We start from the raw sequence: 13,664 nt of genomic DNA, 5'->3' as shown, positions 1-13,664 counted from the left end.
GGTTAATATCCGGGCAGTTTGAGCTGAGCGACTTTTTCAACACAATCGACCCAAAGCTGCCCCTCACGGAGGGCAGGAATTGGCCAAAAGCTACCCTTCATTCCAGCAGTCGTCGGCAATTAGATCCCGGAAACCACTTAATTTGCCTGAACATTGATCCAGATCATGATTAAATCCGAAAGAAAAAAAGCGCTTAACAACGAACTTGATCTGCTGTTTTTTTGTGCTAAAAGTATTGGCGCCAGTGACTGCCAAAAAAATGAGTAAAGCTTTGCTCATGCGCAGCCATTACGGCTGAATGTATACTTTTAACAAGGACGTAATATGAAGATAATTGGACTGTCTGGGATTCTTCCGTCACGAATCGTCAGCAATCAGGATGTAGTAAACTTGGTCGAGGAGCACTCTAAAGACACATTTGAGGATGACTTGCCAAAAACATTGAAGACAATAAAAAAGCTGCTTGAAAAAAGCGGTAGCGGCACGCGCCACTGGTTAGATGCCAACGAAAAGCCGATGGAATTAATGGAGTCAGCATTTAATGCGGCGCTCGCGCAGGCCAATATTAATAAGGCGGATTTGGATCTGTTGATCTATCCGAACGTCACACGAGGTTTTATCGAACCCGCCAACAGCACCTTCATCGCAAAGGCGTTGGGCCTGAACTGCAGAAATTTTGATGTAGTAGACGCGTGCAATGGATGGGTGACGGCCATCGATGTAATCAATAGTAAAATGCAAGCAGGCGAGATTCGCTACGCAGCTATTGTCAATATGGAATTTGGCATGTCTGTTGGCGGGCCAGTAATGCCCAAGAACTTCTCATTGCGGTCGCCGGCAGAGCTGGCTTATAAGTTTCCAAGTTTTACCATCGGCGAAGCGGCCACCGTCACCATCCTCAGTAATGATGCACCAGGGAACTTTAATTTTTCGTACATCAATAGGCCGGACTTGAGTGATTTGTCGACGATCTCCTTGCCGGATTGGAAACTGTTTTGCAATGAGGAAGATATTGCTCGCATTTCACCCACCGGCGGGCAGTATCAGTTTAATTCCTACGCTGCCGCTTTGCATGAAGATGGTCGGAATGAAGCGATAAAAGTATTCAATCTACAGAACATCTCTGCGGCGGATATTCATAAAGTATTTATCCATACGGGTTCACCAAAGATGTGGGAGCATATTGGCCAGCAGATCGGTGTTGATGACAAGCTACATCACGTTGGGCATAAGACAGGTAATATTATTACAGCGTCCATACCCTTCGGGATCTTTGACGCTATGAGTCGGGGCGAAGCTGAGAAAGGGCAGTTTTGCATGGGCTGGGCGGGTAGCGGTGGGATGGTTTTCTCTGCGTTGTCATTTACTTTGTAGCATCTGACGCAACTTGCCGCAGTGATGTGGCACGTTGCTCGACCATTTGCGCAATCGTATGGCTGCCGTTCTCGCTCCTGGTTTAGAAGACATTTTGAGCAGCTGCTATTGGCCGATTGTGTTGAAAAAGTCGCTCCGCTCAAACTGCCGGGACATTGACCGGGGAAAATGCAACTTTTGCACGTTGCTACGTAAAATCTGATCCCGGAAGCCTCAGCCAAAAGTAAGGATTTCAATCTCAGACGCGTACTTTTCTTCCGTGGAAACCGAGGTCGACTTTTTCAACAGAATCGGCCGATTGCCGCCTGTCCGTGAGGGGCGGGCGTTACTGCGTGGAAGTACTGTTGTTACAAAAGTGGCACACAGCTTCAGATCGGCTCTGTAGGGTAATGAATACGCGGCCTACAGGATTAGCAGTTCCAATCCATCATTGATGCGATGCGCCAGTTTTGGGTTCGATCACTGCGCATACTGACCTTTTTAAACATAGAAAAACTCGCATGTTTAGATTGGTCATATAGGTGTAGTCGCTGACCTACACCACCTTGCGCCTCCCCCTACACCTAAGACAGAATCCCCCGGCTTGTGCGTCTAGACCGCAGGTTCTATCGTCCTCTGGTCACTGAAACCCAGTGATCGGGTTTGGTAGCCCGCTTCGTGTCTAGATGCATGCGTCACCTTGTTCAGTCGCTTTTTCAGGACTCGGATTTCATGGTGGTCATGCGTGGGGCCCATTCGTGGGCGCCGGGTTCTAGTGCGACCGGTCTACCAACCCGCGTATGGCCGCCACCCATCGTTTGGTAGCGTGGGTGATGGCTTCTTTTAGTAATCGCGCTAGAGGTTCCATCTATGTTCAAACCAACACCCAACCCACCAGAAACCGATCCCGCATCCCCCTACGATTCCCTCAACCCCAAAAAACTCCACGAAGCCGCCGAACGCGCGCTCGATCACTATCTCCTTCCCGCCAGCCAGATCATGGCCAGCACCAATGAGCCCGAGCGTATGTACCTCGCCAACCCGAAGTACGACTCCGAATCCCTGCTGGCCAATGCCAGCGAAACCCTGAGTTCTGCTTCCGAGATGCTCAACAACTTCGCCGCGATGCTCGATCCTTCGCACCGCAAGACCGCGCTAGGCATTGCGCAGGTGGTGATGTTGGGCGAGTTGGCGGTGAACCAGGCGTTGGATAAGGTCGAAATCACGCCGTAAAACCCGCGTCCCTCTGTGGCGTGCGGCACGCCGTTGCCGCAGAGGGCCAGGCGTTTGGATCAGCATTTTCAGCTGCGTTTTGCGCCAGTAGCGATGTGCCGCAGGTGGTGATGGCAATGCGTCATCACGCCGCTCTAAAAGTTCAACGATTGTACAAAAATAAAAAGTTGTACAAGTTTTCGCAAAATTTATAGCATCCCTCCAGACACCTTTGCTGAATCGATAAATCGTGCGTGCAGATGCTCTGTTTGCGACGTGATGGTTTGTCTGCCGATGCTCGCGTCGGGTTTTTCTTCGACGCATCAGCAGCATCGCATTTTGCATTTCCGGGACAGCTAGAGCGTCCCGTAACACGCCTTGGATGACGACCCCCGAATGTCTGGACGGTGACTGCGGTTGCCGAAGATCTATTTTTTGTGCCTGGCGTTTCGCGTCAGGGCGTTTGAGGCTGAATATGGCAGTTGCATCGAATTTTCTGGGTGACATCAAGGTTTCCCGCAAGCTGGGCACCGGTTTCGGCATTCTTCTGCTGGCGGTTTTGGCGGTTGCTTTCATTGGCTATAGCAGCAACCGCGTGCTTGTTGATCGCTTGAGTACAACGCGTCTGATCGGCACGCTGAATGACGCTACGCAGGATATGCGTCTGTCCGAGAAACAGTACGAAGCCGCCGCTGACGCTGCGTTCGCTGATTCCTATAACGCTCAACTGAATGTGCTGCAGGGTCTGGTGAGCAAGGCGCTGGAAACGTTGACCCGCGCTGAAAACCAGCAAGCCTTGAAGGCGTTGCAAGCCACGATTGTTGCCTATGATCAGAAGGTAAAGCGGCTGATCGCTGCCGATCAGTCGACCACCGATGCCCTGAAACCGTTGGGTGCGCTGTCGGACAAGTACGCGCAGACCTTTGCCGGCATGCTTGAAGGCACCACGACCAGTGCTCTGGCGTCCGCCGATGGCGAGCGTGTTCGGGAGCTGCGCACGGTGGCCGATTTGCGCAATGGCATGACCCTGTTTCGCCTGATGTTGCGTCGTTATATTGCGGTGCCCAACGACGCGAACAAAAGCGTGTTGATGGAGACCATCGACACGTTTCTGAGTGATATCACCAAGGCGCGTACCAGCCTGCCGACGGCCCTGTCGAGTCAACTGGAAGAAGCGCACGCCGGGATGCGTCGTTATCGCGAAGTCTTGGTGGAAGTGGCCGGGCTGTTCGAGCAGAAGCAGAACATGCGCGAGCAGGTCGATCAGCAAAGCAAGGCGATGGACAGCATCATGAACGGCCTGATGGACACCCAGCAGCGCCTGGCGCGTGAAGATCAGCATTCAGCCTTTATCCAGATCGCGGTGTTGACCGTGCTGGCGCTGGTGATCGGGCTGTTTGCATCGGTGGTCATCTCGCGGCAGATCACTTCGCCGCTGGCGCTGACGGTTGATCTGGCTCGGCGTATTGCCAAAGGCGATCTGACGGTACAAGCCAAATCAAACCGTAAAGATGAGTTGGGCGATCTGCAAAATGCGATGCAGGACATGGCGCAGAACCTGAACACGCTGGTTCAAGGTATCGGCAATGGCGTCACGCATATTTCCACTTCTGCGGAAAAACTCTCGGCCATGAGCGAGCAGACCAGCGCGGGTGTGCGTCAGCAGAAAAGTGAAGTGGATCAAGTCGCCACGGCGATGCATGAAATGGCCTCGACCGTGCAGGAAGTTGCGCGTAACACCACCGATGCCTCTGCTGCCGCGACCTTGGCCGATCAGCAGGCGCGCCATGGCAGTACGGTGGTGAAACAGGCAACGGTGCAGATCAGCGAGCTCGCTGTGGCCATTGAAGCGTTGGGCGGTGCGATGAACGTGCTGTCGCAGGACAGTGAGCAGATCGGCAAAGTGATCGATGTGATCAAAGCCGTCGCGGAGCAGACCAATTTGCTCGCGTTGAACGCTGCTATCGAAGCGGCGCGGGCGGGGGAGCAGGGCCGTGGTTTTGCCGTGGTGGCAGATGAAGTGCGTTCGTTGGCCCAGCGCACGCAGGACTCGACCAAGGAAATCGAAGCGCTGATCGTCACCCTGCAACAGGGCACGCAAGCGGCCTCGACGCTGATGGCTTCCAGCCGCGAGCGCACCCTCGATACGGTGGTGTTGGCGCAGAAGGCCGAGCTGGCGATTACCGAGATCAATCAGTCCATCGGCACGATCCAGGAAATGAGCTTGCAGATCTCGGCCGCTGCCGAACAGCAAAGTGCCGTGGCTGACGAAATCAATCGCAGCATCGTCAGCGTGCGTGATGTGGCCGATCAGTCGGCGGTTGCCAGCGAAGAGAGTGCAGCCGCGACGATTGAGTTGGCGTCACTGGGGCAGGACTTGCAGCGAATGACCGCGCATTTCCGCACCTGATTTTGTGAACCATGAGCCCACGGCGCCTTCAAAATACTCAGGCGCCATTGGGCTAGAGTTATGGCGGGTCAGCAAATAAGCCGAACCGCTGTTTATCTATCACCATGGACGGTTACTACCCGTTATCAGGGGGTCTAATGACCGACGTTCCAAAATCATCCGCCTCGCCCGGAGGCTGCCAGGGTTGTAAAAACAAAGGCGCGCCGGATCTGGATTTCGCCTTCGCGTTCCAGCCCATTGTGGATCTGCGCGATCAGACGACTTTTGCCCATGAAGCCTTGGTTCGCGGCGCGAATGGTGAGACCGCCCTGTCAGTCCTGGAGCAGGTGGACGATCAAAACCGTTATCGATTCGATCAACTGTGTCGTGTGCGGGCGATTTCCACCGCTGCTCAGTTGGGTATGACCGAGTACCTGTCTATCAACTTTTTGCCGAATGCCGTTTACCGCCCGGAATTGTGCATTCGCAGCACGCTTGAAGCGGCGCGCGCTCATGGGTTCCCGCTGGATCGCTTGATCTTCGAGGCTGTTGAGGGCGAGCACGTTGAGAAGAACAGCCATCTGACGAACATCTTGCGTGAGTACCGCGAGTTTGGTTTCAAGACGGCGATCGATGACTTTGGCGCAGGCTATTCCGGTCTTAATCTGTTGGCGGATTTTCAGCCGGATCTGATCAAGCTGGATATGGCGTTGGTCCGGGATGTTCACCTTGACCGTGTACGCCAGACCATCGTGCGTAACGTCGTGAATATGTGTAGAGAGTTGGGTGTGGAGGTGATCGCCGAGGGCATAGAGGATGCCCAGGAAAGAGACTTTCTCGCCGATTGCGGCATTTATCTGATGCAGGGTTACTGGTTCGCCAAGCCTGCTTTCAAATCACTGGCGCAGATTCCCGCGGGTGCGTGGCTGAAGAGATGATTTCTCTCAGCTCGCACTGAGCCGCTCGATTACGGGGGCCAGCGCCTGGCGTTTGTTCTGCCATTCAGCTTTGGTGATGCCCAACAGAACGACGTCAATCCGAATGCCATCCTTTACTACGTTCTGCCGCCTCACCCCTTCAATCTCAAACCCGAACTTCTGGTGCATCTTCACCACCGCCGAGTTCATCGCCAGCACTTCGCAGTTCAACTTTTCCAACCCCGCCACATCAAATGCGTAATCGAGCATCCAGAACTCGACTACGCTGCCCAAGCCTTTGCCCTGCAAGCCAACGTCCAGATAAAACGCCCAATCAGCCGTTTTGTGCAGATCGTTAATCGCATTCAACGACACAACCCCAACTGCCTGCTCATCCTTCACCACCACAAACACTTGCTGGCGTGGATTGCCCTGCAAAGAAGCCAGCCAGTTCGCATGTTCCTGTTCGCTGATTTCATGGGAGGTGTACATGAATTTGCGCACCTCCTCCTGATTACGAAGGGAGCGGACATGGGCCTGGAGAGCGGGGCTGGCGTCGGTCAGGGGGAGCAATTGCATGGTGATGTCCTTGTCTGGCGGGGAGGTGATTGTGAACCGACGCTGTCGATAAAAAAGGCTCAAGTTAGCGCATGAATGATTACTGCGCAGGTGGCACGGCAATCCATTCGCCAAGCACTTTCTGATATCTGCCGGTGACCTTATTCAAATGCAGCCATTGATCAACGTACAGTTTCCAGCTGATGTCATCACGCGGCAGCAGGTAGGCCTTTTCCCCGTACTGCATGAACTGTTGCGGATTGACCGCGCATAACCCCGGTTTCAATTTTTGCTGATACAGCGCTTCCGAGGTGTCGGTGATCATCACGTCGGCCTTGTTGTCGAGCAGTTGCTGGAAGATCGTCACGTTATCGTGCAGGGCCAGTTGTGCCTTTGGCAGGAAGGCGTGGACGAAGGCTTCGTTGGTGCCGCCGGCGGGTTCCACCAGACGCACGTTGGGCTGGTTGATCTGTTCGATAGTTTGATACTTGGATTGATCGGCGCAACGCACCAGCGGGATCTTGCCATCGACGTCGAGGGTGTTGCTGAAGTAAGCCTTTTTCTGCCGCTCCAGCGTCACCGAAATGCCGCCCATGCCGATGTCACACTTGCCGGCCTGCATGTCCGGCATCAGGGTTTTCCAGGTGGTTGGCACCCACTCGACCTTGACCCCGAGGCTGTCGGCCAGCGAGCGGGCCATGCTGATGTCGATGCCTTCGAAGTCGCCGTCGTCGCGTTTGAAGGTGTAGGGCTTGTAGTCGCCAGTGGTGCAGACGCGCAGTTGGCCTTGTTGCTGGATGGTGTCCAGGTGTGACGGTTGTTCCGCTGCCTGCGCGCTCAAGGTCAGGGGCAGGGCCAGAAAGGTACCGAGCAAGATTCTGATTTTTTTCATGTCTGTCGGGCTTCAAAGAGATCGGAGCGAGAAGTTAACCACGTTCTCGGCGCTGATCCCTATCGTCGAAGTGCACTTATAGGCCCAATCCTTCCTGCACCACCTGCAAAAGATTGTTCTCCGTCAACGCAATCGCATCCAGCTCCTGCCCGGTTTCCACGGTTTGCAGCCACCAGTGGCTTTCGTGGTGTTCATCGACGGTGCGCAACAGATAAGTGTTTCTGTCCGGCAGGGTGATTTGCACGCGCCCCGCACCGTCTTCGGTAAAGCGTGCAATGGGATCAAATGTCAGGCTTTGGTCATTCGCCTCGATCACCAGTTGGTCGATGGCGTAATCGTGGGATTCGCCATCCGGTGACGTTTCGCAAATATGCGTAGGATTGCGCCGAATCTTCAGGCCGACTTCGGTCACCGGTTGCAGCCACGCCTCGATGCGGTGGTACAGGTCGTAGACCTGCGCCGGCCAGCAATCGATCTCCAGTTCCGCGCAGGTGATGTCGGCCGCGTGGTTGTGCCGGGTTTGCTTGAGCTTCGCGGCGAATTCGTCTGCTTTACTCATTTCGGATCCCTGTGTTTGATGTCTGCTTATTAATCGTAGACCTTTCAACGGGGTACGGCCTTGCCTTGCGTCATGTGCTTGCAACACTGGCGTGTCCAAATCAGCCCTGACCAAGTCTGGTCAGGAACGAAAACCACGGACGCAGGCGTCCCAAGGAGCGGGTACATGAAAAAGCTGTTTACAATTTTGGCGGTGATTGCGCTGACGGCCGGTAGCATCGGCCTGAGTTCGGCGCGCCAGTCCCAGTCCGGCAAAGTGCAGGCGGAATCGGTGGCGGGGGTGTTCGATTACTACCTGCTGTCGTTGTCCTGGTCGCCGACGTTTTGCCTGACGCACAAGGACGACGTGCAGTGTTCCGGCAAGGGATACGGCTTTGTCCTGCACGGTTTGTGGCCGCAATACGCCAAGGGTGGCTGGCCGGCATCCTGCCCGCCACTGACCACGCTGTCGGCAGCAGAAAGCAGCAAGGGCATGACCCTGTTTCCGACGAAAAAACTGCTCGACCACGAATGGTCCAAGCACGGTACGTGCAGCGGCCTCGGTGCGATGGGGTATCTGGATGCAGCGGATAAAGCCGTTGGCGCGGTGAAAATTCCGCAGGAGCTGCAACCGTTCAGTACGTCGTATTACTTCGAGGCGCAGGAAATTTCCGATCTGTTCCGTAAGGCCAATCCGGGCATTCCGGCGGATGGCATCGCGGTGATTTGCAGCGGCCCTGAGCTGTCGGAGGTGCGAGTGTGCATGGGGAAAGACTTGCAGCCTGGCGCATGTGGCAAGGGTGTGAAAACTCAGTGCCGGGCGGGCGATATCCGGGTGCCACCGTCGCGGTGATGTGTTCGGCAATTGTTCAAAGAGAGGCGCCTGAATGGGCGCCTTTTTTTCTTGAAGATTTGAAGCACCTGACAAATTCACGCATGCTAGCTCCCCCAAAAGGATGACCACGCAACACTGCAAGGAGCTGATCATGAGCGGAAAACCCGCCGCCCGCGTCACCGATCCCACCGCCTGCCCACTTCCGGGACATGGCACCAATCCGATCGCCAATGGCTCGCCGAATGTGAATTTCGACGGTCTGGCGGCTGCGCGAATGACTGATAAATCAGCGTGCGGCAGCCCGATTACCGGCGGTGTTGCCTCGACCGTGTTGATCAACGGCTTGAACGCCGCGACCCTCGACAGCACCGGTGGCCACGGTAATGTGGTTATCGGTGGTTCCGGCACGGTCATCATTGGAGACACCGTGGTCGTTGCTCCTTTTAGTGGCTTGCTGCCGATGCCGGTGCATTTCACTGACAAGCTGCAACTGGTCAACGACGTGACCGGTGAGCCGATGTCAAATCATCCTTATGCTATACAGCGCGCGGACGGCCGTATGGAGCATGGTGTGTCTGACGCCAGCGGGTTCACTCACACCGTCAGCTCGCACCTTCCTGAAACCATCAAGCTGTTTCTGGAGGAGTGAGGTGTGGCTGGTGAAACGGTGACGTGCGAGAAGGGCAATAACTATAAACTGCACAAGGAGCATGCGCTGACGGATAAGAAAGATGTCAGTGTGAAGGCTGTGCCGGTGGAGAGTACGAAGGCAATAGTTGTCTTCATTGGGGGCGCTGGAGATAAGGAGCGGTATTATTTTTCAGGTCCTTATGAAAATATTCTGGAGGCACGAAAGGACTTCGATGAGCGCACACGAACATTAAAAAATGAGGGTAAATATAAATCGGAGTGGTTAGGCTATAACGAAGTTAGAGGGAAACAGGATATTCAGAGGCATGTTCTCAGTCTGATTCCGTACAAGAGTTGCCCTGTTTATATCGTTGGACATAGCCTCGGCGGATGGAACGGGGCGCATCTGACAAAGATCATGTCGGCATGGGGTTATCGGGTTCAAATGCTGATTACACTTGACCCCGTCGGTGAGGGAGCTTTTGTCTGGCTTGGCTCGGATATTTATTTCGACCGCCCTGAGCCGGTCGCTGCCGACTGGATCAATATCAAGGCGATGCCCTCCAAAAGGGATCCATCAGACGGGGTCGCTGATTTTGGAGAAAAGTGGCTGATCCCTTGCGGGCCTTCCGTAAACGCGAATGTAGACACCAATCATGCCAACGCATTAGGGCTTTTCACTGCTCGTATCGCAGGAAGCAAGTCAGCAAGCGACCTGCTGCTTGACGCGATCATGAAGGAATTTTCGTAATGTATAAGTTCCTTCTTTGTCTTCTTTTCGTCTTTTGTTCAGGGTGTGCAAAAGACCATGTAAAGCCGGCAGCAAACTTGAACTTCGTGTCTGTTGAAAGAGAAAAGTCTCTTTTATATGTAATCCGATATCAATCGGATGTCGATGTACTCAATCTTTTTGATCGCGGGGAAAGAGAAGGCATGGCTTCAGGCATGCTCAAGTGTGCCTTGGCAGATGACCAGGACTTCTCGGTCGGCAAAGCTATACGGTTTTCTGCAGTCGGCTTGATCAGGTCTGAAAAAGATCAAGGTAACAATACGAAATTTTCGTACCTTACCCATGCGTTTGTCGTTGAAACCTCTGATAACCGTAGTTCGGAAAGAGATTTGTCGGTCGCAGAAATGAACCAGCTCCTTTCCAACAAAAAACATATCCCCTGCAAAGTCGTCATCACTGCTTACGGCTACAAACCCTACTACTCAAACACCATGAATATCCCCGTCGCTGATTTGCTTCGAGAAATCAACAAACTCCGGTAGTACAAAAGGGGGATTTCAAGTAAATCCCTCGCATCCACCCCGACTCCGTCGGTGCCAATGCCGGCAAATCCGTATACACCTCATGCTCTGGCAACACGCCGAAACCAGACAGCGAAAATAAATCTTCGAACGGCGATCATCCAAATCCGCCGCGCGCCGATACAACGAGGCGGGAGCGGGGCGTTTGCCCCCGGCATCCCGGTGGGCTACGCTCACAAAATATAAGGGTTTCGGGCATCGGGCCCTTGTCGTACCTGCCCAGGACACGCTTTTGCCTATCCCAATTCACGATCCGCAACAGGCTCCCGGCACGCTTAAACGCCTGCCTCTGCGTAAAGCAGCGGCATTGTTTATCGTTGCGGTGAGCCTGTGTCTGTTCGGTTTGCTGTACCTGCAACTGGAACAGTCGCGGCGTCAGGATCTGGCGGTGGCGCAGATGGCGTCGAGCAACCTGACCCGGGCGATGGCGCAACAGGCAGAGGACACATTTCTCGCGGCGGATCTGGTGATGACCAGCCTGGTCGACTGGATTCAGGACGACGGTTACGGGGCGGCGCAGAGGCCGCGTCTGCAAAGAACCTTTGCCCGCCGGGTGCAGCAACTTGGCCAGTTGCACGGCATGTTCCTGTTCGATAAGCAGGGGCAGTGGGTGATTACCTCATTCCCGGATCAGCCCCTTGGCATCAGCGTGGCTGATCGCGAGTACTTCAAGTTCCATCAGCAGAACGTCTCGAGCGTGGCGCACATCGGCCCGGCGATTCGCAATCGCGAGGACGGTGAATGGATCATCCCGATCTCCAAGCGCGTCAATGACCGCGCCGGCAATTTTCAGGGTGTCTTGCTGGCCGGGATCAAGATGGCGTACTTCGACCAGTTCTTCGAAAGCTTCAGCCTCGACGACAATGGGATCATGTTTCTCGGGCTGACCGACGGCACTTTGCTTGCCCACCGACCTTTCGATCAATCGCTGATTGGTACGTCACTGGCCCAAGGCGAGATCTATCGGAAATTGCTGCCGAGTGCGGCGGCTGGCACGGCGATGATCAATTCGGTGGTCGACGGCGTCACCCGTTTGTACGGTTACCGGCAGTTGGTGTCATATCCGCTGGTGGTGTCTGCCGGGACCTCGCGGGACACGATTCTCAAGGGGTGGTACGAGCGGGCATTTCAGTCCAGCGTGATTGTGGCGCTGGTGATTCTGGGCGTCGGATTGTTCGGCTGGGTGTTCATTCATCAGGTGCGTGGCGGCGAGCGCATCGAAAAGAATCTGCGCAAGGCACAACGGGCGCTGGAGCAGATCGCCACCCACGACAGCCTCACCGGACTGGCCAACCGGCGCTTGTTCGAGCGCTCGCTGGAGATCGAGTTTTCCCGGGGGGCGCGCCAGGTCAGCCCGGTCAGCCTGATCATGCTCGATATCGATTTCTTCAAGCGTTACAACGATGCCTATGGACATGTCGCCGGCGATCATTGCCTGACCCAGGTTGCCCAGGTGCTGAGGAGCTGCTGCCAGCGCAAGTCGGATCTGGCCGTGCGATACGGCGGTGAAGAGTTCGCGGTGCTGTTACCCGATACTGATATCAACGGCGCGCTGGCGATTGCCGGGCAGATCCGCCGCAGTGTGATCGACAAACACATTACCCACAGTGGTTCACCTACCGGTTACCTCACCGTCAGCCTGGGTTGCTACTCATTTATTCCCACAGGCAATGATGATCCGGAAGTGTTTATCCAGCGCGCCGACGCGGCGTTGTATCAGGCGAAAAATGCCGGGCGCAATCGGGCAGCGGTGTTGTCGCTGGAGGACGCTGTAGCGGAGCTCATGCGTTCCGACCGATAACCACCCATCCTTGTGGGAGGGGGCTTGCTCCCGAATGCGGTAGATCAGTCAAATCATCGTTGCCTGACCCACCGCATTCGGGAGCAAGCCCCCTCCCACAGGATTTCGCATTAATGCCGGGGAGGGCAATGCGTTTATCCGGGATGGCTCTTGTTCGTTCAGCCGCCCGTGCCACCGCCGGCACCGCCAGTACCGCCGCCGGCTGACCCGGTGCCACCACCCGCGCCCGAGCCCGAACCGCTGGCGCCGCCATTGGTGCCGGTGCCCGAACCTGCGCCGTCGGAGCTGTTACCCCCAGAAGGCGCGCCCGGCGTGTTGTCCGGTGGCATGGTCGAACCGCTGGTGGCACCGGATTTGGTGCCGGTGGCGTCCGCGCCGTCGTTGGCCGCGAAGCTGGAAGCCGATGCGGTAGCGAGCAGGCCGGCGAGGAATAACGAGGTGAGTTTGCGCGTCATCATGGTACGTCTCCAAAAAGGGGATTTACCTGATATTGGTCTGACGCCGTTCTCGCTTGGTGCCGGCAGGGTGACGAGCGGTCAGGTGAGTGGCCTCCTGTTCTTCGGCAATATTGGCTATTTGCCGAAGCATGCGCCGGGACTAACGTGGTCACACATTCACTCGCCCCGGTAACCAACATGAAACCACGTATCGATTTCTACACCGCTTCCCCAGACGCCCTGAAAGCGATGATGGCCCTGGAAACCGCCGTCTCCAAACTGCCGCTGGAAAAGACCCTGATCGAGTTGGTCAAGCTGCGCGCCTCGCAGATCAACGGCTGCGCCTTTTGCATCGACATGCACACCGCTGATGCGATCAAGGGCGGCGAAACTCCACGTCGCCTGTTCGCAGTGACCGCTTGGCGTGAAGCGCCATTCTTCAGCGACCGCGAACGTGCGGCGCTGCTGTGGACCGAATCGCTGACCCAACTGAGCCTGACTCATGCCCCAGACGAAGATTACGAAGTCGTCGCCGCGCAGTTCTCGCCCAAGGAAATGGTCGATCTGAGCGTTGCGATCAGCACCATCAACAGCTGGAACCGTCTGGCGGTGGGCTTCCGTAAAATCCCGCAGGCCTGATCACCACCCCCTGTAGCAGCCTTCGGCAGCTCCTTGTATCTCGACTATCGCTCCATCAGGAGCGATAGTTCTCGACTGATCATCGAGGGAGGGATTTGGAAGCCGTGCAGCTCCTTAGGCTTTTTGCCTGTGATGTAGATCGTGCTCCAGCCC

At 55.5% G+C, this 13,664-nt stretch carries 14 protein-coding genes and 1 pseudogene; 11 read left to right on the top strand and 4 right to left on the bottom strand.

Translation table 11 applies throughout. The features are described 5' to 3' along the window. Positions 1-324: 324 nt before the first annotated feature. From CKW18_RS26240 to CKW18_RS26225, 5 genes and pseudogenes are all read left to right on the top strand, one after another. A complete protein-coding gene (locus CKW18_RS26240; RefSeq protein WP_095191442.1) occupies positions 325-1,374 on the top strand; it encodes a 3-oxoacyl-[acyl-carrier-protein] synthase III C-terminal domain-containing protein in 1,050 nt (349 codons plus the stop codon). Positions 1,375-2,223: 849 nt separating this feature from the next. Beyond that, on the top strand, positions 2,224-2,586 hold the full coding sequence (locus CKW18_RS26235; protein ID WP_095191441.1) for a DUF6124 family protein: 363 nt from the start codon (positions 2,224-2,226) through the stop codon (positions 2,584-2,586). Between the two features lie 361 nt (positions 2,587-2,947). Continuing rightward, positions 2,948-4,117: pseudogene (locus tag CKW18_RS31610) on the top strand (methyl-accepting chemotaxis protein); the annotation flags it as partial. After that, complete coding sequence (locus CKW18_RS31605; protein ID WP_371857653.1) at positions 4,103-4,975, top strand: methyl-accepting chemotaxis protein; 873 nt, start codon at positions 4,103-4,105, stop codon at positions 4,973-4,975. The pseudogene CKW18_RS31610 and the gene CKW18_RS31605, both read left to right, overlap by 15 nt. Before the next feature lie 137 nt (positions 4,976-5,112). Continuing rightward, entirely contained in the window at positions 5,113-5,892 is a 780-nt protein-coding gene (locus CKW18_RS26225; RefSeq protein WP_095191439.1) for an EAL domain-containing protein, read from the top strand. Between the two features lie 6 nt (positions 5,893-5,898). On the opposite strand, the gene pseH is transcribed toward CKW18_RS26225, so the two are convergent. The 3 genes from pseH to CKW18_RS26210 form a co-directional block, all read right to left on the bottom strand. Further along, the gene (pseH, locus tag CKW18_RS26220) at positions 5,899-6,450 is read right to left on the bottom strand and encodes a UDP-4-amino-4,6-dideoxy-N-acetyl-beta-L-altrosamine N-acetyltransferase (protein ID WP_095191438.1); all 552 of its coding nucleotides are present in this window, start codon (positions 6,448-6,450) and stop codon (positions 5,899-5,901) included. A 79-nt stretch (positions 6,451-6,529) separates the two neighbouring features. After that, a complete protein-coding gene (locus tag CKW18_RS26215; protein ID WP_095191437.1) occupies positions 6,530-7,321 on the bottom strand; it encodes a transporter substrate-binding domain-containing protein in 792 nt (263 codons plus the stop codon). Positions 7,322-7,397: 76 nt separating this feature from the next. Further along, positions 7,398-7,880: a hypothetical protein gene (locus CKW18_RS26210; protein WP_095191436.1), complete on the bottom strand. Its 483-nt coding sequence runs from the start codon at positions 7,878-7,880 to the stop codon at positions 7,398-7,400. A 165-nt stretch (positions 7,881-8,045) separates the two neighbouring features. Between CKW18_RS26210 and CKW18_RS26205 the strand changes: the two genes are divergently transcribed. The 5 genes from CKW18_RS26205 (at position 8,046) to CKW18_RS26185 (ending at position 12,435) form a co-directional block, all read left to right on the top strand. Beyond that, on the top strand, positions 8,046-8,711 hold the full coding sequence (locus tag CKW18_RS26205) for a ribonuclease T2 (protein ID WP_095191435.1): 666 nt from the start codon (positions 8,046-8,048) through the stop codon (positions 8,709-8,711). A 133-nt stretch (positions 8,712-8,844) separates the two neighbouring features. Beyond that, positions 8,845-9,342 carry a PAAR domain-containing protein gene (locus CKW18_RS26200; RefSeq protein ID WP_095191434.1) on the top strand — a complete coding sequence of 166 codons (498 nt, stop codon included), beginning with the start codon at positions 8,845-8,847 and terminating at the stop codon, positions 9,340-9,342. Positions 9,343-9,345: 3 nt separating this feature from the next. Further along, a complete protein-coding gene (locus CKW18_RS26195) occupies positions 9,346-10,074 on the top strand; it encodes an alpha/beta hydrolase (RefSeq protein WP_095191433.1) in 729 nt (242 codons plus the stop codon). Next, a complete protein-coding gene (locus tag CKW18_RS26190; protein ID WP_095191432.1) occupies positions 10,074-10,595 on the top strand; it encodes a hypothetical protein in 522 nt (173 codons plus the stop codon). The genes CKW18_RS26195 and CKW18_RS26190 overlap by 1 nt, the downstream gene beginning before the upstream one ends. Positions 10,596-10,866: 271 nt before the next feature. After that, a complete protein-coding gene (locus CKW18_RS26185) occupies positions 10,867-12,435 on the top strand; it encodes a sensor domain-containing diguanylate cyclase (RefSeq protein WP_095191431.1) in 1,569 nt (522 codons plus the stop codon). 158 nt (positions 12,436-12,593) lie between these two features. Here the strand turns inward: CKW18_RS26185 and CKW18_RS26180 are convergent, their stop codons facing one another. Next, a complete protein-coding gene (locus CKW18_RS26180; RefSeq protein ID WP_095191430.1) occupies positions 12,594-12,893 on the bottom strand; it encodes a hypothetical protein in 300 nt (99 codons plus the stop codon). 177 nt (positions 12,894-13,070) lie between these two features. On the opposite strand from CKW18_RS26180, the gene CKW18_RS26175 reads away from it, so the two are divergent. Beyond that, the gene (locus CKW18_RS26175; protein WP_095191429.1) at positions 13,071-13,511 is read left to right on the top strand and encodes a carboxymuconolactone decarboxylase family protein; all 441 of its coding nucleotides are present in this window, start codon (positions 13,071-13,073) and stop codon (positions 13,509-13,511) included. Positions 13,512-13,664: the final 153 nt, after the last annotated feature.

This window comes from Pseudomonas sp. Irchel 3E19, from assembly GCF_900187585.1.
GTDB classification, from domain to species: domain Bacteria; phylum Pseudomonadota; class Gammaproteobacteria; order Pseudomonadales; family Pseudomonadaceae; genus Aquipseudomonas; species Aquipseudomonas baetica.
This window is presented reverse-complemented; position numbering and strand designations above follow the sequence as displayed.